At 39.8% G+C, this 24,176-nt stretch carries 13 protein-coding genes and 2 pseudogenes; 8 read left to right on the forward strand and 7 right to left on the reverse strand.

Features of this window, described 5'->3' with window-relative positions:
* Positions 1-16: 16 nt before the first annotated feature.
* The 4 genes from ACFIJZ_RS02080 to ACFIJZ_RS02095 all read left to right on the forward strand — a co-directional run bounded on the left by ACFIJZ_RS02080 (position 17) and on the right by ACFIJZ_RS02095 (position 5,590).
* Entirely contained in the window at positions 17-832 is an 816-nt protein-coding gene (locus tag ACFIJZ_RS02080) for an exodeoxyribonuclease III (RefSeq protein ID WP_375630905.1), read from the forward strand.
* Positions 833-893: 61 nt separating this feature from the next.
* Positions 894-2,375, forward strand: a complete 1,482-nt coding sequence (locus ACFIJZ_RS02085; RefSeq protein ID WP_273790528.1) for an efflux transporter outer membrane subunit — start codon at positions 894-896, stop codon at positions 2,373-2,375.
* The gene (locus ACFIJZ_RS02090) at positions 2,372-3,598 is read left to right on the forward strand and encodes an efflux RND transporter periplasmic adaptor subunit (protein WP_273790527.1); all 1,227 of its coding nucleotides are present in this window, start codon (positions 2,372-2,374) and stop codon (positions 3,596-3,598) included. The genes ACFIJZ_RS02085 and ACFIJZ_RS02090 overlap by 4 nt, the downstream gene beginning before the upstream one ends.
* Positions 3,599-3,601: 3 nt before the next feature.
* Positions 3,602-5,590 (forward strand): MacB family efflux pump subunit, encoded by a 1,989-nt coding sequence (locus ACFIJZ_RS02095; protein WP_273790526.1) that lies wholly within the window; start codon positions 3,602-3,604, stop codon positions 5,588-5,590.
* Between the two features lie 1,159 nt (positions 5,591-6,749).
* On the opposite strand, the pseudogene ACFIJZ_RS02100 reads toward ACFIJZ_RS02095, so the two are convergent.
* The 6 genes and pseudogenes from ACFIJZ_RS02100 to ACFIJZ_RS02125 form a co-directional block, all read right to left on the reverse strand.
* Positions 6,750-6,972 (reverse strand): annotated as a pseudogene (locus ACFIJZ_RS02100) (Arm DNA-binding domain-containing protein); the annotation flags it as partial.
* 1,240 nt (positions 6,973-8,212) lie between these two features.
* Positions 8,213-8,878, reverse strand: a complete 666-nt coding sequence (locus tag ACFIJZ_RS02105) for a YdcF family protein (RefSeq protein ID WP_273790525.1) — start codon at positions 8,876-8,878, stop codon at positions 8,213-8,215.
* Positions 8,879-8,882: 4 nt separating this feature from the next.
* Complete coding sequence (locus tag ACFIJZ_RS02110; protein WP_375630906.1) at positions 8,883-9,836, reverse strand: cell division protein FtsX; 954 nt, start codon at positions 9,834-9,836, stop codon at positions 8,883-8,885.
* Entirely contained in the window at positions 9,829-10,488 is a 660-nt protein-coding gene (gene ftsE / locus ACFIJZ_RS02115; protein WP_273723097.1) for a cell division ATP-binding protein FtsE, read from the reverse strand. The genes ACFIJZ_RS02110 and ftsE overlap by 8 nt, the downstream gene beginning before the upstream one ends.
* Before the next feature lie 536 nt (positions 10,489-11,024).
* On the reverse strand, positions 11,025-12,968 hold the full coding sequence (acs, locus tag ACFIJZ_RS02120) for an acetate--CoA ligase (RefSeq protein WP_375630907.1): 1,944 nt from the start codon (positions 12,966-12,968) through the stop codon (positions 11,025-11,027).
* 1,779 nt (positions 12,969-14,747) lie between these two features.
* The gene (locus ACFIJZ_RS02125) at positions 14,748-15,437 is read right to left on the reverse strand and encodes a YggS family pyridoxal phosphate-dependent enzyme (protein WP_375630908.1); all 690 of its coding nucleotides are present in this window, start codon (positions 15,435-15,437) and stop codon (positions 14,748-14,750) included.
* Positions 15,438-15,602: 165 nt separating this feature from the next.
* Here ACFIJZ_RS02125 and leuS point away from each other — a divergent pair, with 165 nt between their 5' ends.
* The gene (leuS, locus tag ACFIJZ_RS02130) at positions 15,603-18,245 is read left to right on the forward strand and encodes a leucine--tRNA ligase (RefSeq protein WP_375630909.1); all 2,643 of its coding nucleotides are present in this window, start codon (positions 15,603-15,605) and stop codon (positions 18,243-18,245) included.
* Positions 18,232-18,828, forward strand: coding sequence for an LPS assembly lipoprotein LptE (gene lptE / locus ACFIJZ_RS02135; protein WP_375630910.1), 597 nt, complete (start codon positions 18,232-18,234; stop codon positions 18,826-18,828). The genes leuS and lptE overlap by 14 nt, the downstream gene beginning before the upstream one ends.
* Here the strand turns inward: lptE and fsa are convergent.
* The gene (fsa, locus tag ACFIJZ_RS02140; RefSeq protein ID WP_273790517.1) at positions 18,825-19,478 is read right to left on the reverse strand and encodes a fructose-6-phosphate aldolase; all 654 of its coding nucleotides are present in this window, start codon (positions 19,476-19,478) and stop codon (positions 18,825-18,827) included. The genes lptE and fsa overlap by 4 nt on opposite strands.
* Positions 19,479-20,628: 1,150 nt before the next feature.
* On the opposite strand from fsa, the gene ACFIJZ_RS02145 reads away from it, so the two are divergent.
* Both ACFIJZ_RS02145 and ACFIJZ_RS10195 read left to right on the forward strand, forming a co-directional pair.
* Positions 20,629-22,824, forward strand: a complete 2,196-nt coding sequence (locus ACFIJZ_RS02145; protein WP_375630911.1) for a primosomal protein N' — start codon at positions 20,629-20,631, stop codon at positions 22,822-22,824.
* Between the two features lie 128 nt (positions 22,825-22,952).
* Positions 22,953-23,157: pseudogene (locus tag ACFIJZ_RS10195) on the forward strand (hypothetical protein); the annotation flags it as partial.
* Between the last annotated feature and the right edge of the window lie 1,019 nt (positions 23,158-24,176).

Raw genomic sequence — 24,176 nt, forward strand, 5'->3', positions numbered from 1 at the left:
ATTTGGATTAAAACAAATGTTCTTTCGTATTGCGACTTGGAATATTAATTCTATTCGTTTGCGTCTTGCACAGGTTTTTCAGTATTTGGAACTCTTTTCCGCAGATGTTTTGTGTCTACAGGAAACAAAATGTCCAGATGCTTTATTTCCAGTGGAGGCTTTTGAAGCAGCGGGTTATAAGCATATCGCATTGAGTGGACAAAAATCTTATAACGGGGTGGCTATTGTTTCTCGTTTGCCTTTTAAAAAGGTAGAAAAACGTTTTTTTTGTCAAAACCAAGATTGCCGGTATATCTCAGTTATTGTGGAAGCCCATGGGAGAAGCTTGCGGATTCATAATTTTTATGTTCCTGCTGGGGGAGATATCCCTGATGCTGATGTGAATGAAAAATTTCGTCATAAGCTTGATTTTTTAGAAGAAATGTCTTCCATTCGTGCGGATCACGGCGATGGTCTTTCTTCTCTTTTGGTGGGAGATTTAAATATTGCTCCTTTGGCAGACGATGTTTGGTCTCATCAGCAATTGTTGAAGGTTGTAAGCCATACTCCCATTGAAACCGAGCGTTTACAGGATTTGTGTTGTCAAGGTGGATGGGTTGATCTGATGCGGTTGCATATTCCTGTTCCTACCAAGCTTTACACATGGTGGAGTTATCGTGCTCGCGATTGGGCATTTACCGATTATGGGCGGCGGCTTGATCATGTTTGGTCTTCTCAAGATTTAGCACCTTTTGTTGTAGATCTTTCTATTTTTCGTGATGCGCGCGGATGGGAACGTCCTTCAGATCATATTCCTGTGCAAACTGTATTTGATTTTTCACGTCAAGTTTGAAATAAGAGGTAAATAAAGTATTAATATTCAATAATGATTCTGAAAGAATGCGGGAGACTGGATGTATATCAGAAATCTCAAATGGGGCGCTTCTCGTGGATTATTTTCTAGTGTCTTGTTGTGTTTGCTTTTGTCAGGATGTATGGTTGGTCCTAATTACCAGAAAACATCTTTTCGTGTTCCAGCAGTTTGGGGAGAAAAATCTGCACAGACTGCAGGGCAGTCCGTTGCGCTTGCCGGATGGTGGCGGCATTTGAATGACCCTGTTCTAGATGCGTTAATGGATTATGCTATTTCTGGAAATAATAATGTTGCTGTTGCCAAAGCTCGGGTACGTGAGGCGCGTGCGGGTTTAGGGCAGGTTGTGGGAACTCTTTTGCCAAATGTGTCCAATTCAATTTCAGGAACCCGTAGTCGTTCTGGACAGTCTGATGCATTGTTAAACCAGTATAGTAGTGGTTTTGATGCAAGCTGGGAGCTGGATTTTTTTGGTGGGCATAAACGTGCGGTTGAAGCAGCGCGTTATGGCCTTGATGCGGCTGTGGAAGATATGCGTGCTACCATGGTGACATTACTAGGAGATGTGGCAACAAATTATGTGCAAATGCGTGGTTGGCAACAAAAGTTGTTTATTGTGCGGCAAATTGCTGTCTCACAACGTAAAACTTATGAACTGATGCGCGCTAGATTAACAGCTGGTGATGTCTCTGAGCTTGATGTTTCAAATGCGCAAGCGCAAATGGCAAATACAGAGGCAGATATATCACAGATGGAAGCGAATGTAGCAATGAGCGTTCATCGCCTCTCTGTCTTAACTGGTCGTGTGCCTACGGCATTGAAGGATCTTTTACAAAAAAATGCTAAGCATGCAAAGATTCCACAACCACGCTGGCCGATACCAGCAGGAATTCCAGCTGATATTTTGTTAACACGTCCGGATTTACGACGGGCAGAGCGTCAATATGCGCAAGCGACAGCACGGATTGGTCAACGTGAAGCAGATCGTTATCCATCACTTACTTTAACAGGTAATATTTCAACAGCAGCAACGGCAATTGATCAATTATGGAAAAATTCAACGATTGGCTGGTCTTTTGGACCTGGTCTTCGTTTTCCTCTTTTTAATGGAGGTCAGGTCGAGGCTTCTATTGCGGTAGCGCGCGCGCAGCGTGATCAAGCTTTTATTACTTATCGAGCTGCTGTGTTGGAAGCTTTAGAAGATGTAGAAAATGCGCTTGTAAGATTAACGAAGGAACATCAACGCTTAGAAAAGCTAATCGTTGCGAATAAAGCTTCTCTTCATTCCTTAAAACTTTCACGGAGCCTTTTTGAGAATGGAAATACTAGTTTTCTTGAATTGTTAAATGCTGATCGCTCTTATTATTCTGCACAAATGGCGCTTAAAGATAGCCGTGTTTCTTTGGTTACGCAATATATCACGTTGATGAAAGCATTGGGGGGAGGCTGGGATGGCGTTGTTGATGTATCGCGTCCAGAAGTCGTTGATAATGCACCTCGTTCGCGTGCAAAGGTAGGGAAATGAAAAAAAACTTACTCAAAAATTTCATTACAAAACATAAAAAACTTTCCTTCTTTTTAACTGCTATATTTCTCATTCTCTTGTTGTTATGGTTACGTTCTGTTTTTTTTGGAACATCTACTCCAACTTATATAACAGCGGTGGTGAAGCGTGGGGATATTGAGGAAAGTGTTTTAGCTTCTGGTCTTGTACGTCCTTACCGGTTGGTGGCTGTTGGTGCGCGTGCAACAGGGCGTGTGGTGTCAATGCGTGTTTCCCCTGGGAGTGTTGTGAAAGAAGGCGATCTCTTGGCAGAAATTGATCCTACAGATCAGGAAAATGATTTAAAAAGAAAAAAAGCAGCATTATCGCATTATTATGCGAATTTGGTAGAACAAGAAGCCTATCTTTCTCTTGCACAGAAAAATTTAGAGCGTCAGAAAAAAATGATCGAAACACGTGCGATTTCACGGGCGAACCTCGATGAGGCTGCGACACAGGTGAAAATACGCGAAGCGCAAATTGAACAACTTCGTCAGCAGATTGTGCAAGCACAAATTGATGTGGAGAGTGCAGAGGTTAATTTAGGTTATACACGCATCACTGCCCCTTCAGCGGGAACGGTTTTGGCAACAGTTGTGGAAGAAGGGCAGAATGTGAATGCGGTTCAGTCGGCGCCAACAATTGTTATTTTGGGTGATTTATCAAAGATGACGATCAAGGCGCAAATCTCAGAAGCAGATATTCTTAAAGTCCGAGCTGGACAACCACTTTATTTTACAGTTTTAGGTAATTCACAGCGTCGTTATGAAGGCGTTTTAGAAAAAGTAGAGCCGGCTCCTGAAGCAATTCGTGCTGATGTGAGTATTAATCCTGGTATGGTGAGTGGTTCTAGTGCTTTAATATCATCGGCTATCTATTACAATGGAATTCTACATGTTGATAATGCGGACAATTTTTTGCGAACCTATATGACTGCTCAAGTTCATATTATCTTAGGGCGCGCGCAGAATGTCTTGTTGGTTCCAAGTGATGCTTTACGCGATGAGACAAGAGAGCGTAAAGCATGGGTTTCTGTTTTGGTGGGGGAAAATAAGGTGGTTACTAAACAGGTGAGTGTTGGGTTGAATAATAAGGTTATGGCGGAGATTATTTCAGGACTTAACGAGGGTGATGTCGTCATCACCAGTTCGTCTGATGGAGTGATGCCAGAGTCTTCTAACATGCATAGCGAAGACGAGAGTTAAAGCATGAGCACAAATCAAGCAGATGCTGTCTTCGTCTTGGAAAATATTGTGCGCAAATTTCCTGCGGGCGAAACGTTTGTTACCGTTTTGAAAAACATCAATCTTACCATTAAACGTGGTGAAATGGTGGCAATTGTAGGTGCTTCCGGTTCAGGTAAATCTACCTTGATGAATATTTTAGGCTGTCTTGATCGTCCAACTTCTGGCCGTTATTGGATCTCTGGTAAAGAAACAGCTTCTCTTTCTGCGGATGAATTGTCGGCTTTACGACGTAATCATTTTGGTTTTATTTTTCAGCGCTACCATTTGTTGAATGAATTGACAGCTCTTGGTAATGTTGAAATTCCGGCTATTTATGCGGGATGTGCCGTGGAAGCAAGAAAAAAGCGTGCACAGGATCTTTTAACGCGTTTGGGCATGGGTGATCGGATAAATCATCGTCCAAATCAGCTTTCCGGTGGTCAGCAACAACGTGTTTCTATTGCTCGGGCGCTCATGAATAATGCGGAGGTCATTCTTGCAGATGAACCAACTGGTGCATTGGACAAAAAGAGTGGGCAAGAAGTATTGCATATTTTGGATGAACTTCATCAAGAAGGGCGTACTATTATCATTGTAACCCATGATATGCAGGTGGCTGAAAGAGCAGAGCGTATTATCGAAATCAGTGATGGGGAAATTATTGCTGATAAGCGGTCAAGGGTTGCAAAAACAAAAGTTGGTAGAAAATCTCTTCAGGAACAACAAAATCTAAAAGGCCAACAAAAACTGGGCTTTTTTCGTTCTTTTTTTGAGCGATTCCGTGAGGCGTTTGTGATGGCTCTGTTGGCAATGAATGCACATCGTATGCGGACTTTTCTAACAATGCTTGGGGTGATTATCGGTATTGGGGCGATTATTGCTATGGTGGCTTTAGGGAATGGTACACGAGAGAAAATTTTGGAAAATTTTAAAAGTTTGGGTACTAATACATTAACCATTTTTCCTGGTAAAAGTTTTTCTGATCCACAAGCAGAAAAAATAACCAGTTTGGTTGAAGCTGATGCAGAAGCCTTGTCTGGATTACCTTATGTTTCTGGTGTAACACCACAGATTTCAGCAAGCTCGAAAGTGCGTTTTGGTGCAGTTGAAGTCAATGCCGTCATTGCGGGGGTGGGAGAACAATTTTTTCAGACACAGGGGCTCAAAGTTTTCAAAGGACAGTTTTTTGATCAAAAAAGTGTCCATGATCGGGCGGTTGATCTCGTGATCGAGAAAGAAGCATTGTCTGTTCTTTTCCCCCATAGCTATGAAAGCCCCCTTGGAAAGGTGGTGCATGTGGGGAATGTTCCAGCGCGTATTATTGGTGTTGTTGATTCGCAAAATAATGCAAGTGGAGATACATCAAATACGTTACAGCTTTATTTGCCCTATACAACAGTGCAGACACGTTTTCTTGGCACAACAGAAGTTCGTGCAATTACTGTTAGAATTGCTGATGATATTGATTCACATTTAGCGGAGACCATGATAAAACGTTTTCTCATTATGCGGCATGGTGGGGAGGACTTTTTCATTAGAAATTCTGAATTCTTCCGTGAACGTGTTATGGAGAGTACAAATATTTTAACACTTTTAATTTCTTCAATTGCAGCTATTTCCTTGATTGTGGGGGGTATTGGGGTGATGAATATTATGTTGGTCACTGTTTCTGAGCGGATCAATGAAATCGGCGTGCGTATGGCAGTTGGTGCACGGCAAAGTGATATTTTACAGCAATTTCTCATTGAAGCGATTTTGGTTTGTGTGATTGGTGGTGGTTTGGGGATCTTGCTTGGGCTTTCTATCGGTGGCTTATTTCTTCTGTTTAAGGCGCCTATCCATTTGGTTTATACTATTGAATCGATCATTATGTCTCTTACTTTTTCAACACTCATTGGAATATGTTTTGGCTTTTCTCCAGCGCGGCAAGCTTCACGGCTTGACCCTGTTGTCGCTCTTTCACGCGATTAAGCTTTATCAATTGGGTCATGTTTGTTCGTGATGCTTTCCACTTGGATGAAGCTTTTATGAAGCGAAACATGAATGGGAAAAGTTTGGCATTATTTGCTGCTCTATTTTAGAAAACGCTTTGTTTATTAAGTGGAGCGTACCACTAGAGGTGAACGTTTCTTATAGCAGACTACATCATGTGAGATATGATAGGCATATAAGCCTTCTTGAGGCATTAAATGTTTTGAGAATGCATAATGAATATTTTTAAATCTTTCTTGTCGAGTCTTATGGAAGTAAATCCTGTTAAGGAGAAGTTAAATGGAACCCGTTAGAATGAGATTGCTTGCAGACTGAATTTTGTTAAAAATCTTCGTCTTCTGAGATATGAAGAGGAGAACAAATGAAATAGATTGCGCGACGATTCTTAAGATTTAATTTAAAAAGAGGCGGGGAAGTGAATAGTATATCTGCTAACAAACAAAAGAACAAAAAAGAAGGTTGATGCCAAAAACAGCTTAAACTTCCATTCTTCCAAAAAAATGAACTGGTATCGAGATAGCTGAGAAGTTTAAGAGGTTTCGTTTAGTATTTTTAAGATTTTCGGAAAAGAGGTTATGAGTATTTCTCACTTTTGGTTTTGCAGAGGGTGGTGCAAATTATAGGTGTTTAGGTTTATGCAAATAAATTATGATCGTGCTCAAGTTTTAAAATGTGACCTAAGACACAGCCATTTTCTGTTCCTTTATGCGAGTAACTTAGCTTTCTTTAGAATATTTTGTTTAAGGCATCGCTTTTTTCTGCCTTATCTCATGATTTTGGAGCTGAAGGATAAACAAGCCATTTGAGTTTCTAGGGTAAGGATGCCGTCAGATACTCGGTAGGGGGGCGTGATCTTAAGAACTAATACCGTGAAATGCGGGTTTGATTTAATGGTTTTGGTGAGGAAGACAAAAAGTTTGAGAGGCGGATAGCTTCTTATTTTGAATGATGTATCAATGAAAAGGGCTTTCATTTATTGAAAAAGAATAAGCTCATATTCAGCAGGTGTGAGATGAAGTAAGAGAACATCGTAATACCAAGCTGCAGTTATGCTGCTAAAGAACATAATGGCGCTAGTGATGAGCAATGGTATGTCTAGTTGGTATGGTGGTTATTCTCCCTCCTGCTACAAGTCCGATACAGAGCGCCATTGGTTTGCACATTCACGGGCTTGTTTTAAAGAGACATCTCTTAAGGCACCCAATCCCATTTCACGACGGCGCTCGTGAATGGTACAACGGTAAATCCATTGAGCACCTCCATCTTTACGCTTATGAAGTAACAAGCCGGCACCATCATTATATTTGCCAGCTCGTGGGTGTTGCGATAGACCTTGCATTAAGACGGTTCATAAGAGCCATTTTTAGTCATTTCTTGTACAGTTTTTATCCACACACTCATCCCGCTTGTGATGTGCAAGTAAGTGGTTTTAGTTGATTCAACATAAACAGATTTGAAATGAGAGAATCTGATGATATTGAGAGCTCTCATTCAAGTTGTAGCGTAATAAAATTTCATTATAAATCAATATGTTGTATGTAATAAAGCACCTTAGGCAGTGAGGTCACTAAAATTATGACGCATGAGCTTTAGCGGCAGTGATGAATATTCTCAGGCAGGGGTTTTCTTGTCGAGCTTTATGTGAGTAAACCATATAAATGGGGAAGCTGAGAGGAACCTGTCCAGAGAAAGTGAACTGTTTACAAATCGTTGCTGATAGGAATCATCGTCCTTTGAGATGTTGAGAGGAAATCACAATTCTTATGAAATCTGTCTTTTGAGGTGTTCTGATATTGAAGTGAGCAGGTGGAATGCGTTAGACAAGAAGCTGAGTTATTATTGTTTACAGATCAATAGAGTTTACAAATTTTCGTTCTTTTTCTGGGAGGAAACCAGATAAAAAGTGATCTTAGAGAGCGAAATGATTTCAAAAAAGATTGCGATAAAAAACGTGGGGTATTTGTAGCTGTGTGCGTTTTGAGCTTATTCCTATCTGTGATCTAAAATGCTCTTAAGAAGATGCTTTTTAGAATAAGAGATTGTTACTAATATATTGACTTATAATGATAGTTTAACATTCTCTCTGTTGAATGAGAAATCTAAGTATCATAAATTTTCTCATTTTAAATCTATTAAAATTACTTCTTTGCATGTCATACGAGGTTGGTATGTTTGTGTTTAAGAAAGGCGTAATGCATGCCTCTTACCAATCATCCCAAGAGGCTTGAGCTATCGTAATACTTGGGGGCGGCAAAATATAGGGTGGGGTGGTTTGCATTTTTATGAAGCGTAAAGACGGTGGTATAAATAGATCTCTATAACAAGTCTGAAGATCTTATAGTTGTCTGGGGGCTCTATTTACAAGAGCTTATATATTGAGATGGCATGTACAGATCCCGTGCTGTGAGATATGTTTGGGATGTAAGAGATGTTTTGGGTGAATGTGCAATACAGTGATACATGTATTGTGGGGTGTTCTGTGTTGTATGAAGGTAGCTCTGTCGAGCTTTTATAGAAGCAACCTCTTGTGGAAGAGTATGAGAGAAAGGTATGAAGAGGTCAGAAGATGGCAAGATTTTTAAAAAGTCAGAGGGATAAAGATTAGAATGCGGTTCTGATATAGACTTGGAGCGTTTTAATATATTGGAATATGAGAATGCGGATTTGATTGATCTGTTGTATTGCGCTTTCAGCATTGTTCTTTTTAACAGGATAGGCAATGAAATGGATATCAGGCATTAAATATTTAAGTTCTCGCATCGAGCGCCACACATGGTAATCATGGGTGACGATATAAAGGGTTTTATAGTGGTGTTTTTTGATCCAATCGGCGCTTTCTTTAGCATTTCCTCTGGTGTTAATCGCTTGATGCCCGATGTCAATACAACAGGAGATAAGCCGTCGGGTAATATGCATGTTATGCATGAGACTTTTCAGGTTGGTTGTGGTATTTACACCACTGATGAGGAGACGTGAACCAAGCCCCCTTTGTAAGAGATTAAGTCCTGTCTCTATTCGGTTTTCTCCGCCTGTCAGCACAATGATGGCATCAGCTTTGGGGAGAGGCTGTGGGGGAGAAAGTCGTTCAGTTTTTTCAGAAAAAATAATAAAACCGCTCCAGAAAATGAAAACAATGATTGAAAGAGTAAGGGTTGTCGGTGGAAAATAGCGAAATAAAAAGCGGGGAGACCAACTATAGTGGAGCCGTTTTGGAAGAGGACGTTCTAAATTGTTTTGCGTCAATGAGTTGTAAGTGTTGTGAGTCATAAAATTAAAATAAACCGTTTTCACATTGATCGATTTTTTTCAGTTGTGTTAAAATAGTCATGCGGTTTGTAAGGGTGGTAAGAAAAGAAACGAAAATAATAAGAAAAATGATTTTTCCGTAGGGGATGGAACTTATGGAAAGATGTCCAAACAAAGCTGTTATTTGGCTAGCTTCCACTCTTCCCAAGTTATAATTCGTCCAGAGACAAAAGGCTGAAAACAGAAATATGCTTGTAAGACCACCATATAAAGCACCACGCAGCGCGGTTTTAAAAAAATGCCAGTCAAATTGGCGAGCAATGAAAAGAGTTTCAGTACCAAGGAAATATAAGACATTGATAATATGTGTATTTTCTGCCAATGCATTGCGAGTGGCAAAAATGATGGTGAGGATAAGAGAACCTAGAACCAATGCTAAAATTGAAAAACCAATGAAAACAGTGGTGTGTGCCATGGTCGCAAAACGATGAACCCAAACACGGTGATCATCAAATTGACCTCCTGGAATTTGGGTTTTAATGGCGTGATTAATGGCTGCAAAATTGATTTTTTCATCCCCATTCAGGGTCACAATGATGAGGCGGGGAAGGGGTAGTTCATTGACATTGAAGCCTGTTCCAAGCCATGGCTCCAGTAACTTTTCTGTAGCTTTTTGGTCAACAATTTTTGCATCTTGTACACCAGAAAATGTTTTAACCAATTGTACGGCATCACGGAGTGCTTTGTTGATATCAACATTGTCAATGGGGCGTATTTGTATTGTTGCTTCATAGCTAATCTGATTACTCCAATTTTGGGCGGCATGTTGGACTAAATCAACACCGATTAAGGTGAGGCTTGAAAGAAATGTCATAATAGCAATTACGGCAACCAATGCTTTTCCAGAAATATTACCACTGGGAATAATCGCTGTTGTATTTTTTTTATTGCTTGTAAAAATGGGGAAAGACTTATTCATGAATCGTCATCCGTCCGTTATGGAGAAGCATACGCCGTGCTGCAACTTGTTCCATTAAGGCAATATCATGGGTGGCAATGATAACAGCCGTTCCAAAACGGTTTAATTCAATAAACAAACGGAGGAGGCGTTTTGCCAAGGGCGGATCGACATTTCCAGTGGGTTCATCGGCAAGTAGAATTTCAGGTTGATCAATGAGTGCGCGTGCAATGGCTACCCTTTGTTTTTCCCCACCGGAAAGAACCGGTGGTAAAACATGAATATGATCTCCAAGACCTACCCAACAGAGAAGATCTTCCACTTCACTGCGATAGGTTGCTTCTTCTTGTCCTTTAATGCGTAAAGGTAAGGAGACATTTTCATAAGTGGTCATGTGGTCGAGTAAACGAAAATCTTGAAAAACCACACCGATACGTTGTCGCAGCGCAGGGAGCTCTTGTCGTTTGAGTAATGCTGTGTCTGTTCCAAAGAGATCAATATGACCGCGAGTGGGTTTGAGTGCCAAAAACATAAGACGCATCAGCGACGTTTTCCCTGCTCCAGAGGCACCTGTGAGAAATTGAAATGATCCAGGAGGAATATGAAAGCTAATATCACGAAGGACCTCAGGGCCCATTCCATAGCGTAGGCCGACATTTTCAAAATGAATCACTTTTTATTATTACTCCTGATTTTATATTGCATCATTTATTCTAAAAACTCTTACTTTCATTGCTTTAGATTTTTGTTGTAAGCTTGTTTATTTTAGATTTCATGGTTTTCAATATTTTTTATACACCCTCGTTATCGATAAATATTTTTGCTCAAGAATATTATCACTTATACTTTCTTTTTTTAGCCTTATTTATGATTTTAGCAGGAATTTCAAAGGGATTCTAGCATAAACATCAGAACTATTTTTCCTTCTTACTCAGAGGCTTTTTTTTGCATTGAGTGGACATTAGGTGATTTTAAAAAGCTATGTTGCTCTTTTTATCTTACTTTCTTATTCTTGTTCGCATCCCAATCTTGAGGTTTTTGCTTAAATTATTTCTTACCTGTTATGAAAAAAAGCGTTTGTTGTTAGAATGATTGAGCTTCTCATGCATTGTTTTGTTTTTTATTCTCCTTGGTGGTTTTCGTAATAATGCTGAGATAATTTTAGCAAAAAAAACAAAAACCACCGTATGTTGTATTGCGTCGTGTTTTTTAGTTTTGTCGGTTGGCAATCAGATCTTCAACAACTTGTGGTTCGGCAAGGGTTGAAATATCTCCGAGAGTATCAAAATCGTTTTCAGCGATTTTTCGTAAAATACGTCTCATAATTTTCCCTGATCGTGTTTTGGGAAGCTGCGGAGCAAACTGAATTTTATCCAATATGGCAATAGAGCCTATTTCTTGTCTCACATGCTTGATAAGGTCTTTTTGCAATTCTTCACTTGGCGCTGTTCCTTCCATGAGAGTCACAAAACTATAAATTCCTTGTCCTTTAATGGGATGCGGGTAACCCACAATAGCTGCTTCTGATACAGCGGGATGAGAAACAAGAGCTGATTCAATTTCAGCAGTTCCTAACCTGTGCCCCGAGACATTGAGAATGTCATCAACCCGTCCTGTGATCCAATAATAACCGTCGCTATCGCGCCTACAGCTATCGCCTGAAAAATATTTTCCTTTATAGGAGGAAAAATAAGTTTGAATAAAGCGTTCATGATCCTTATAAAGTGTGCGCATTTGTCCGGGCCATGAATCACTGATACAAAGATTGCCTTCTGCTTCACCTTCTAAAACATTGCCTTGGGCATCAACAATTTGGGGTTGAACACCAAAAAAAGGACGTGTGGCCGATCCTGCTTTGAGGGGTGTTGCACCGGGCAAGGGCGTGATCATATGCCCTCCTGTTTCCGTTTGCCACCATGTATCGAGAATCGGACAACGGTCATTTCCAATTATATGATAAAACCATTCCCATGCTTCTGGATTAATCGGTTCTCCTACCGTGCCTAAGAGACGCAACGATGTTCTGTTTGAGTGTTCAACAAACGAATTTCCTGCTCCCATTAAGGCGCGGATAGCTGTTGGTGCTGTATAGAGCGTATTGACTTGGTGTTTGTCGACAATTTCCCAGAATCTGCCTTTGTCAGGAAAGGTTGGTGTGCCTTCAAACATTAAAGTGGTCGCACCATTGCATAAAGGTCCATAAACCAAGTAAGAATGACCGGTTATCCAACCAATGTCAGCCGTGCACCAGTAAACTTCATTGGGGTGGTAATCAAAAACATATTGGTGAGTCATCGAGGCAAAAACAAGATAGCCCGCTGTGGTATGCAAAACACCTTTAGGTTTGCCTGTTGAGCCTGAAGTATAAAGAATAAAAAGTGGATCTTCAGCATTCATTGGTTCTGGTGGACAAGCTGTTTTGGCATGAGCTATCTCTTCGTGGTACCAAAAATCACGCCCCTCTACCCATTGAATGGGTCCACAAGTTCGCCGTATAACCATGACTTGGTCCACATGCACGTTTTGGCGCGCTGCTATCTCAATAGCATGATCAACATTGTCTTTTAAGTTGATCCGTTTGCTGCCACGCAAGCCTTGATCAGCGGTAATAATGAAGGTTGATTCACAATCGACAAGGCGTCCTGCTATTGCCTCAGCAGAAAAGCCAGCAAAAATAACCGAATGAATAGCACCAATGCGGGCGCAGGCGAGCATAGCATAGGCTGCTTCGGGTACCATGGGGAGATAAATGGTTACTTTATCGCCTTTCTTAATGCCACGACTTTTCAAAAGATTAGCAAAACGACAAACATGTTCATAAAGCTCGTTATAGGTTATTTTTTTATCATGGTAAGGATTATCTCCTTCCCAAATGAGTGCGATTTTGTCTCCATGGGTTTTCAGGTGGCGATCAATGCAATTATAGGCAACATTTGTTATCCCATCTTCGTACCATTGAATGGAGACATCTCCGTTAAAAGAAGTGTTTTTTACTTTTGTAAAAGGTTTAAACCATTCAATGCGTTGACCATGTTTTGCCCAGAAGCTTTCTGGATCATCGATGCTTTCTCGATACCACTGTTGATAAGTTTCCTCATCGAGTAAAGTATTTTTTTTGATCTCTTCTGATACTGGATAGATTTTTTCAGTCATGTTTCCCTCTTTTTATTGTTTTGAAAATCTGCCTCTGTATTTTTGTATGGTTATATTTGTGGCAGAGTTTTCCCAAAAGCTTTTCATTGTGAGGTTAGACTAAATGACAAAGATTAGAATAGTCAATTTTTAAATCTGATACGTTTTTCTTAAAAAGGTATTTTATGCTTTTAGGATATTTAAATGTGGCAAAGTCTATTGCGGTATAGAGCCTTTTATAAACGCACAAAGGCATTAAAAAATATCATATAAAAAGGGAGATGAAGGTGCTTTATTGATTATCGCTTTAAATGTTTTTTATTTTGTATTCCCTTATTCAAATAAGAATAAGTTCATTAATAATTAATTAAACCAAAATATCAAAAATAATGAAAAGAATTACTGTATATAAAGTTTATTTTATAGTTACTTTCCAAATGTAACTACCATTTTTAAAAACCAATAGCATATATAGGGATAAAGACAATGAGAATACAAAACATTCTTACGATTTCATAACAAATATTCATTATAAAAAAATTCTGATTATAAGATGTGATCCACAATAGATATCTCTGAAAATTATTTTATCCACAGATGTAGATATTTAATTTGGTATATTCTTACAAATATACTTACAAAATTATTTAACTTCAGAGAGATATCTTTGTCGCTATATGACCGAATGTGCTGCATGAACCAAAAATATTAATTCTCCTTAATTATCTACATTAAAAGTAGTATCATAATGATACATTTCAAATGTCTATCATGTATTTTTAGAAAAATGTCAAAGATAAATTTTAAAAATAACAATAAAAATACTGTATAAATAATATCTATACTATGTATACATGAAATCTTCTTCTTAAGAAGATAATAATATTATTTGCAATATTTTAAAATATAAGAAATATCCCCTGTTTTTCCTTAATTAAAGTTTAAAATTAGAAAAATTAGGCATATGAAAAGTTGAAGGTTTTCTCTTTGTTTACGAGATCGACAAAGGAATAATGATAAAGGAATATCGTTATTGAAATCGTTCTCATTTCAATTGTTTTGCGGGTATGTATTGTGCGCATATGCACGGGATTCGTTCTTTTATTTTTCAAGCGGATATTGACTGTATTTTACGCTTTGTAGAGCATAGATAGTCTCTATGCTATCGTTGACCTTATAGATTGCTATCATGTTGTTTAGCGCGGTTCTTGGTGCTCTATTGGGTATTTGAGATGTTTATTTTGCTCAAGTGACTTACATGAAAGAGTTTTGTTACTGTATTATGCAGCCATAAGCCTCTTTTTGTCTGCTTTACACCATTGGCATGTGGGGAAATTGTTTACGCGTGTTGGAGAAGTTAAGAGAATTCATGATTTTCAATGGAAATCATTGCGATGATCTTATTCAATATTCTTTTGTAATTATTTATTTCGCGACAGTTTTTTCATTCATGCGCAACGCCCCTCTTATCATTTTGCCTTTATATAAGGATTTATTTTTTATATTGCTTTTGCTGGAGAGGCGGTCAGAGGGGAGTAAAGTAGAGCCAATGTGCGAGAATATGAGAGCCAAATTGCAATGCTATCTTGAAGCTATTGTACGTGTTGTGGATGTGCCGGTGAGAGATTTGAGAAACCAGCTTTTTTGCTTATCCTGCTAACAGGATGAAAGAGGGACTGGAATCTTTTTTGCTAGAATTGCTCTTTTATTGATATTGAAGGAAATATTTTTTCTCATTTCTGCTGTTTTTGGTTTGTTCGTAGAATTTTCAATGGGAATTTATATGAAGGGGGAATTGCTTTACACAGGGCGTTTTCCAAATAAAGCAGAGCCAATGCGAAGGACGTTAGAGCCAAACTGTAGAGCGGTTTTGAAGTCACTGGACATGCCCATGGAAAGCTTTGGAAGACCTGCTTGTTTTGCTAATTTTGCTAACAGTGCGAAATAGGGGCCGGGGTTTTCGTCGACAGGGGGGATGCCCATAAGTCCGATGATATCGAGTCCATACTTGTTTTTGCATTGGTTGACAAAAGATGTAGCTTCTTGTGGTGCGATACCACTTTTTTGCGGTTCTAAGCCAATGTTAACCTGAACATAGCAGGGGAGATGCTTTTTTTGCTTTTCCATTTCTTCAGCTAGGCTTTTGGCTATTTTTTCACGGTCAACCGTTTGGATGACATCAAAAAGTTTTACCGCCTCTGCTGTTTTATTTGATTGTAGGGGACCGATGAGATGGAGTTTAATATTTTCAAATTGTTGACGTAAAGCAGGCCATTTTTGTGCTGCTTCTTGTACGCGGTTTTCTGCAAACAAAGATTGGCCTGCTTGCAAAAGGGGTCGTATATCAATAGCAGAAACAGTTTTTGAAACAGCGATAAGTTCAATTTCTTCTACAGGGCGTTGTAGCTCTTGGCATATTGCTGCAATGTCTTTTTGAAGGTTTTGCCATGCTTCAACGGAAGGGGCATCGAGGGGCGTTTGTGTATTCATATTTTTGTGCTTTACCTTTTTTGTTCAAGAGTTGGTCGTTTTTTTTAAAGTTTTATAAAATACTTAGGGAAATATTTCACGAAAATGTTGACGATGAGGTTAATCCATGGTCAAGCATAATAAAACAAGTTTTTGGTTCTGTTTTATTAAAAGAGTATAATGGGAATGACAATTGGACATTATAATATAGGCGAACGCTATAATCCACGTGCGAGAGAAAAAAAATGGCAAGAAATTTGGGATGAAAAGAAAATTTTTCAGACTCTTCAAGAAGATGCTCGTGAAAAATATTATGTTTTAGAAATGTTTCCTTATCCTTCTGGCCGTATTCACATGGGGCATGTGCGCAATTATGCCATGGGGGATGTGGTTGCACGCTATAAAAGGGCAAAGGGATTTAATGTGCTTCATCCCATGGGGTGGGATGCTTTTGGTATGCCAGCTGAAAATGCTGCTCTGCAAAGTAAAGTGCATCCTAAAACTTGGACCTATCAAAATATTGCGGTCATGCGCGGGCAATTAAAACAATTAGGACTCTCACTCGATTGGGCGCGTGAATTTGCAACTTGTGATGTGGAATATTACCACCGCCAACAAATGTTGTTCCTTGATTTCTATCAAAAGGGGTTGGTAGCACGTAAAGTGGCTAAGGTGAATTGGGACCCTATTGATCATACTGTTTTGGCCAATGAACAGGTTGTTGATGGGCGGGGATGGCGTTCTGGTGCGTTGGTGGAACAGCGTGAATTGACGCAGTGGTTTTTCAAAATTAGCGACTTTAGTGAAGATCTCTTGGCTGGGCTTGAAGAGCTGAACCAATGGCCGGAAAAAGTTCGCACCATGCAAAAAAACTGGATTGGAAAATCACAAGGTTTGCTGATTCGTTGGGCTTTAAAGTCGGCGGGTGATGCTGATGATGTTTGTGAGAAATTTGATGAGGTTGTTTGTTATTCAACGCGTCCTGATACACTGTTTGGCGCTTCCTTTTTGGCTCTGTCTGTTGATCATCCTATTGCACAAGCTTTGGCAAAAAAAGACAAAGCGTTGAGTGCTTTTATTGAAAATTGTCGGTGTGGTGGAACGACAACAGCAGCACTTGAAACAGCTGAAAAACAAGGGTTTCTCACGCCCCTTTTGGCTGTTCATCCTTTCGATTCAACAGTACATATTCCCGTTTATATCGCGAATTTTGTGCTTATGGACTATGGAACAGGGGTTGTTTTTGGTTGTCCGGCTCATGATCAGAGAGATTTCGATTTTGCGCGTAAATATGATCTTCCAATAAAACCGGTGGTTTTACCAAAAGGAGAGCAAGCAGAAGATTTTGTTATTACTGAAACAGCTTATACGGGTGATGGGGTGATGATCAATTCCAGTTTTTTGGATGGTTTAACACCCCAACAAGCTTTTGAAGAAGCTGCTAAAAAGCTTGAAAAACAAATGCTCAATGGGCAACCGCAAGGGAAGAAAACAGTGCAATTTCGTTTGCGTGATTGGGGGATTTCACGTCAACGTTATTGGGGGTGCCCCATTCCGATGATCCATTGTACAACTTGTGGGGTTGTTCCTGTTCCACGTGCCAATTTACCGGTTGTGTTGCCTGATGATGTTACTTTTGATCAACCAGGAAATCCTCTTGCACGACATGAAAGGTGGCAGAATGTTACTTGTCCTTCCTGTGGTCAACCTGCCAAACGCGAAACCGATACCATGGACACATTTGTTGACTCTTCTTGGTATTATGCACGCTTTACGGCTCCTTTTGCGCAGGGACCTGTTGACAAACAAGCAACAGCTGAATGGTTGCCTGTGCAACAATATATTGGTGGAATTGAGCATGCCATTTTGCATCTTCTTTATGCGCGCTTTTTTATGCGTGCTATGAAATTGGTCGGTCATGTGACGGTAGATGAGCCTTTTAAGGGGCTTTTTACCCAAGGGATGGTGGTGCATGAAACCTATCGGGATGATCAAGGGTGGGTTTCTCCAGCAGAAATTTCGATTGTTGAAAAAGATGGAAAGCGGTGTGCTTATAAATTAACCGATCAAAGTAAAGTGACGATTGGTTTGATTGAGAAAATGTCAAAATCAAAAAAGAATGTCGTTGATCCTGATGATATTATTGCATCTTATGGCGCTGATACTGTGCGTTGGTTTGTGTTGTCAGATTCTCCTCCCGAGCGGGATGTCATTTGGACAGAATCTGGTGTTGAAGGTGCACATCGCTTTGTACAGCGTGTTTGGCGCCATGTGGCTGTGAGTGCTTCTATTTTAAAGGATGTGGCGCCTTGTGCAGGGCATCAGGGGGCGGCTTTGGAACTCTCAAAGGTCGCACATCGCACGCTTTGCGCTGTAGAAGATGATTTGGAAAAATTCGCTTTTAATCGGGCTATTGCACGCCTTTATGAATTCTTGAATATTATGGCACCGTTGTTAAATAGGATAGAAAGTGTTGACGATGAAATGAAAGCTTCTTTACGTCAAGCTATGGATTTTTTTCTTGCCATGATTGCACCCATGATGCCCCATTTAGCAGAAGAATGTCATGCTGCTTTAGGAGGAAAAACTTTAATGTCTGCGCTTGCTTGGCCTGTTTATGATCGTGCGTTAACCGTTGCGGAATGCTATACTTTGCCAGTACAAATTAATGGTAAAAAACGCGGTGAGGTGAGCGTTGCAGCAACTGCTGATGAGGTGATGATTAAAGAAGCGGTTTTGGCGTTAGATTTTGTAAAGGCGCAACTGGTTGAAAAGCCTGTGAAAAAAATCATTGTTGTTCCACAAAGGATTGTGAATGTCGTTTTTTAGAAGTTCTATTCTTGTCATTTTAGCTGGTGTATTCACACTGTTGTGTGGATGCAAAGTTGAACCGCTTTACCGTCAAGAGTTGCAGAGTGCAATGACAATGGATTCTGCTTCTTATGGGAATCCTGCTTCTGGACAAGCTTCTTTGGGGTTAGCGCAAAAGCTTGCTTCTATTGTTGTAGAAGAACCTTCGGATCGTTTTGGTCAAATGGTGCGCAATCATCTGCTTTTTCTTTTGTATGGAAATGGTGCTAAACCTTCTCTACCTGCTTATCAATTGGCATTACAGATATCCGTCTTTACAAGAGAATCTATGCAGATAGAGGTTGATTTCGAGAAAAAGAGAAAGGGACGACCTTCTGTTGGAACTGTTATGAGCAGAGCTTCTTATACTTTGCAGGATATGAAAAATACTCTTGTTGCAAAAGGAACAGCAATGATGAATGCATCTTTTGAGCAACTTCGTCAAGAATATGCAACGCTGCAAGCAGAAGAAGATGCAAAAAAACGTGTTGCGGAAGAGTTGGCTGAACAGATCTTTTTGTTACTTTCAAAAGATCTTTCCAATAAAATTTCTAGACATTAAGCAATATTTTGTCCTGTTTTTTTCCAGTCGTCGAGGAATATTTGCAACCCTTTGTCGGTGAGAGGATGTTTGACTAGTGCTTTTAAGATTGCTGGTGGAACTGTTGCAACGTCAGCACCGCTTAGTGCTGCTTCTTTGACATGATTAACGGTGCGGATTGAAGCGGCCAAGATTTGTGTTTCAAAGTTATAGTTATCATAAATTGTGCGAATTTCATGAAGCAGTTCACTTCCATCATTTCCACAATCATCAAGTCTACCAATAAAAGGTGAAACGAATGTTGCGCCTGCTTTGGCGGCAAGTAAGGCTTGATTGGCAGAAAAACAAAGTGTGAGATTTGTTTTTAGTCCTGCTGCTGTGAGAGCTTTACAGGCTTTTAATCCATCGAGTGTTAAAGGAAGCTTGATACAAATATTGTCGGCAACCTTTGCTAAAACAGCTGCTTCTTTCATGATGCTTTCAAATTCCGTTGCTGCAACTTCAGCAGAAACAGGTCCGCTAACGAGAGCACAAATTTCTTTTGTAACATCAAGAATATTGCGTCCTGATTTTAGGATAAGAGAGGGATTGGTGGTAACACCATCAACAAGGCTTAAATTCTGTAACTCTTGAATTTCTTCAATATTGGCGCTATCCACAAAAAATTTCATCTCTAACCTCTTTTTTTTAGCTTTATCCTATTTTTTGTTATGCGCTATTGTTGACTGCAAAAGCAAGAGAAAGAATTAATATCTGTGTAAAGAACAAGAATGCTATGGTGTTAATCATGTATCCGTTTTCGGTAAAGAAATATGATTTATCGTTTCCACACCCATTTCATAGTGTTGCTCGTGATAAGGCATAGAATTCATTGCGTACCAACATTTTTGCGTATTGGCATCTTTGCGTAGCGGTGTTTTTATATTTATGGAAATAAGCTAGCATTATCAAACACTTTGCTCATTTCCTATTTGCGATTGCTCTTGATATTTGAGAGTGCATCATAAGATACCTTCCTTTTTTAGGGGGTATGTTTAACTTTGTTTTTGATGAAAGCGGATGGATTTATTTTGTCGTAAAACACTGTTGAAGAACGCCTGTAAAATTTTACGCATGAAGGGTTTTTTTATGGTCAATTACATTGATTTATTCTGTTTTCCCCATTCTTCAAAAATACGCTTTTGTGCTGCTTGTATTGTTGCTTGATTTTCAATCAAGCTGAAAGATGTATACACGTGTTTTCACTTTTTGGCACAAAGCCAAGGTGAATATTGTAACGGCTCCATTTGCAATATTATTCTCCTTATAATTAAAATCATGGGATACTTTTTTATCAATAAGGATTTACAAATGTTCCTCGATGGGTTTGAAATGAAAAAAAATCATCGTATGGAGGGTTTTTATTACAATAGGTAAAATGATGATTATATCTTTATAAATCAGTTTGTTGAAGATAAATTGAGATATGAGGCGGTAAAAAAATAAAAGTGTGCGTTGGGAAGAGGTCACACTATGGGATCGCTTTGTTGAAGGATGCACTTAACCGATAGCATGTTGAATGCTTAATAGTGATGCGTTTTATTTACACAGAAGAATAGTGCTGTTTTTTTGCTATAGAGTTTTTTATTATAGACGATGAGATTGGTCCTTTTATTGGCACTTTGGTGATGGAATGCGTGTTAAAAAGAATTTTTGTTAGAAAAGTGTTGTGATAAGGGGGGATTGAATCCTGCAATGAATTTTATAAGAGTGTTTAAAGATAAGGTGTAGACTTGTTGATGCTCAATAGGTCGTAGATTGGTTTACAAGATGAATTCAAACATGATAGAGGAAAAGATTGTATCCGTATTGGTTCCTCTTCCTGTTGCTCACGCTTATAGTTATAAAGTTCCATCTTCTATGGAGGTGAACGTTGGTTCCTTTGTTCGGGTTCCGTTGATGGGGCGTGAGCTTTGCGGTTTTGTTGTAGATGTTGGAGAGCAGACAGCCGATGGTCACAAGTCTGCTTCGGTGGCGCGTGAAAAATTACGCTCTCTGCTTCATGTTTTTGATTGCCCCCCATTAAAAGCAGAAATGATCACATTTTTGCGTTTTGTTAGTCGCTATACAATGGCGCCTTTTGGTCTTGTAGCACGATTGGTTTTGTCGGTACCGGCTGCTTTAGAGCCGGAAGCGCAGATGCTGGGTTTGCGATATTGTGGTGGAAATGTAGAACGTCTCACACCAGCGCGGTCACGGATTTTGGAATTGGTGCGTAATGAGAAGATATGGACACGTTCTGGTCTGGCACATGCGGCTGGAACTTCGGTTTCTGTTGTTGAAGGTTTAAAAGCGCTAGGAATTTTTGAAGATGTTAAGGTTCCTGCTCCTGATCTTGTGGCAATGCCTGATCCTGATTTTTGTCCCCCTCAGTTGCAGGGAGCGCAAAGTGAAGCAGCAACATTATTGCGGGAAGGTGTTTTATCTTCTCAGTTTCAAGTTTTTTTGCTTAATGGTGTTACGGGTTCAGGAAAGACAGAGGTTTATTTTGAAGCGGTTTCTCAAGCCTTTAAAGAGGGCAAGCAGGTTTTAATTTTATTGCCGGAAATTGCTTTAACACAGCAGTTTTTAGATCGTTTTTATACACGTTTTGGCGCTGCGGCAGCAGAATGGCATTCTGATTTGACGCCACGTCGTAGAGAACGCGTCTGGCGACAAGTTGCAGAAGGGCGGGTGCGTGTTGTTGCGGGGGCTCGTTCGGCGCTTTTTCTTCCCTTTCATGAGCTTGGCTTGATTGTTGTCGATGAAGAGCATGATAGCGCTTATAAACAAGAAGAGCGCATTTTTTATCATGCGCGTGATATGGCTGTTGCACGGGGCTCTTTTGAGCATTTTCCTGTTATTTTATCTTCAGCCACACCGTCGATTGAAAGCCAAGCCAATGTTTTAAAAGGGCGTTATCAAAAGGTGCATTTACCTTCCCGTTTTAAAGAAGCTGCACTTCCACAGTTGCGGGTGGTTGATATGCGCCAAGGAGGGGTGCAAAAGGGGCGCTTTATTTCCTTTGCTCTTGAAAGGGCTTTAAAACAAACGCTTGATAAGGGCGAACAAGCTCTTCTTTTTCTTAATCGTCGTGGTTATGCACCTTTAACTTTATGCCGAATTTGCGGACATCGTTTTCATTGTACCGATTGTTCAAGTTGGTTGGTCGAACATCGTGCGCAAGGGCAACTGAAATGTCATCATTGTGGATATCATGAACCACTTCCTCAAGCCTGTCCTGAATGTGGGACATTAGATCATCTCGTGGCTTGTGGACCGGGTGTGGAAAGAATTGCCGAAGAAACACAAATGCTTTTTCCTCAAGCGCGATCATTGATCCTTTCAACAGATCTCAAAGGAGGGATTGGGAAGTTGCGAAGCGAATTACAAGCCATTGCAAATGGCGATGTGGACATTATTATTGGAACACAGTTAGTCGCTAAAGGACATCATTTTCCCAAGCTCTCTCTGGTTGGCGTTATTGATGCTGATCTTGGTCTTGCCAATGGCGATTTACGCGCAAGTGAACGTACCTATCAGCTGCTTTCTCAAGTTACCGGAAGAGCAGGGCGTGTGGGATTGAAAAGTTTAGGATTATTGCAAACTTATCAACCAGATCATCCGGTTATCAAAGCCTTACTTGCATGCCAGCCAGAAGATTTTTACACACGTGAGATTGCAGCGCGTCAGCATTATCATTTGCCTCCCTATGGGCGGCTTGCCTCTTTGATTATCTCTGCACAACAGCGCCAAGCAGCAGAACATTATGCGCGCGCATTGCGTCAAGCAGCGCCACGGGAAAAAAATATCTCGGTTATGGGACCAGCAGAAGCGCCTTTGGCTTTGGTTCGGGGGCGTTATCGTTTTCGGCTTTTGCTGCAAGGACAGCGTTCTTTTGATATACAAGGGTTTATACGTGCAATGCTTAGTGGTACACCCAAAATGCCCAGTTCCGTTCGGGTTCAAATTGATATTGATCCGCAAAGTTTTTTCTAAAACCAGTATCGCATAAAGTGAAGGTCTCTTTGCTTAAGGTGCTTTACTTGAACTCTTATATTATTCAGAATAAGCATCCAGGCAGCAAAATATGATACATGTACATTGTATTAAGTAGAGCTACGGGAAAAAATATCTTTGTTATAGAACCAGCAGAAGCGCCTCTCTTCTTCGAGGGCACTATCATTTCGGCTTTTACTCCTTTTTTGTATGAGGGACAGTATTCTTTTGATAGGCGGATTCTTTTTATAAGGGCTTAAAATGCTTAGCTGTACACCCAAAATGCCCAGTTCCGTTCGCGTTCAAATTGATATTGATCTATGCTTTTTCTAAATCAGTGCAATATAGTGCCATATAAAGTGACGCTATGTGGGCTTAATGAGGGACGTGTTTTTGATATTATTTGACCTTAAAGCCTTATGAAGCGGCGTTCATAAGATGTATCAGCGCTGTACGAGTCGTACCTGCGTTTATATGCTAGATTAGGGCGAGAATATTGCATATATCTATTTTATTTATCTTTGACGAGAACACGGACTCATTTTGGAGCGTGAAGGTCAAAATGAGCATTCATCGTTGTCATCCTTATTCATTCGGCTCTAGAATTTTCAAAAGCATCCATAATAATAATTTTTATAAATAATAAATATTGATTTATAGTGATAATATGCCGTTATTCATATTATAGCCTCAACTATCGTAGGATTCTCTTATTTAAAATCTATTTATATTGATCAATCAAAACCATTCGTTTGCATGTTACAGATGGGGGAGCATGTGTCGCGTAAAACTATACAAGAGAGGACCAAAATACCTAATCATCTCAAGAATTAAGGGCTGTCGTAAAATTGGGAGATGGCAAAGTGTGTGATGGTGCCGGCTTGTTCTTTCATAAGTGTAAAGATGGGGCTGCTCAATGGGGTTACCATTATAGCATTCATAGGCGTTGTCGTGAAATGGAGATTATCCATTGTTTCATGCTTTTATTACTTTCGTTCTCTAATGGGGGCACATTTTTCATGTAAAGCAGAACGCCCAAAGCGGAATATTACAGAACATCTATTGTATTACTACATTCATATGCTTGTTTAAGCAAATGTTTCTCAGCATACTCGAATTCATTTTACGATGTTTTTCGAGTGTAGAATATCAAAGCTTTCATGAATGAAAAAACCACGTTAAGGCTCCCCATCTTTATTTCATAAAGGTATAAAATGGCGCCATTTATTATTTAGCTTTGAGTATTACGAAAACTCTTAGTACTTGAGAGCGTTTATAAGAGGTGTTGTTTTCTTTAATCATTTCCTTTTTTATTTGTGATGAAGCAAGGGAGTGATTTTGATAAAAAAATT

Origin of the sequence: Bartonella sp. CL70QHWL (assembly GCF_042194855.1) — a bacterium.
In the GTDB taxonomy this organism is placed as follows: Bacteria; Pseudomonadota; Alphaproteobacteria; order Rhizobiales; family Rhizobiaceae; genus Bartonella.

Excerpts from the sequence above, each read along its gene's own strand:
- ACFIJZ_RS02080 (WP_375630905.1), top strand. The coding sequence starts at position 17 with ATGTTCTTTCGTATTGCGACTTGGAATATTAATTCTATTCGTTTGCGT.
- ACFIJZ_RS02085 (WP_273790528.1), top strand. The coding sequence starts at position 894 with ATGTATATCAGAAATCTCAAATGGGGCGCTTCTCGTGGATTATTTTCT.
- ACFIJZ_RS02090 (WP_273790527.1), top strand. The coding sequence starts at position 2,372 with ATGAAAAAAAACTTACTCAAAAATTTCATTACAAAACATAAAAAACTT.
- ACFIJZ_RS02095 (WP_273790526.1), top strand. The coding sequence starts at position 3,602 with ATGAGCACAAATCAAGCAGATGCTGTCTTCGTCTTGGAAAATATTGTG.
- ACFIJZ_RS02105 (WP_273790525.1), bottom strand. The coding sequence starts at position 8,878 with ATGACTCACAACACTTACAACTCATTGACGCAAAACAATTTAGAACGT.
- ACFIJZ_RS02110 (WP_375630906.1), bottom strand. The coding sequence starts at position 9,836 with ATGAATAAGTCTTTCCCCATTTTTACAAGCAATAAAAAAAATACAACA.
- acs (WP_375630907.1), bottom strand. The coding sequence starts at position 12,968 with ATGACTGAAAAAATCTATCCAGTATCAGAAGAGATCAAAAAAAATACT.
- ACFIJZ_RS02125 (WP_375630908.1), bottom strand. The coding sequence starts at position 15,437 with ATGAATACACAAACGCCCCTCGATGCCCCTTCCGTTGAAGCATGGCAA.
- leuS (WP_375630909.1), top strand. The coding sequence starts at position 15,603 with ATGACAATTGGACATTATAATATAGGCGAACGCTATAATCCACGTGCG.
- lptE (WP_375630910.1), top strand. The coding sequence starts at position 18,232 with ATGTCGTTTTTTAGAAGTTCTATTCTTGTCATTTTAGCTGGTGTATTC.
- fsa (WP_273790517.1), bottom strand. The coding sequence starts at position 19,478 with ATGAAATTTTTTGTGGATAGCGCCAATATTGAAGAAATTCAAGAGTTA.
- ACFIJZ_RS02145 (WP_375630911.1), top strand. The coding sequence starts at position 20,629 with ATGATAGAGGAAAAGATTGTATCCGTATTGGTTCCTCTTCCTGTTGCT.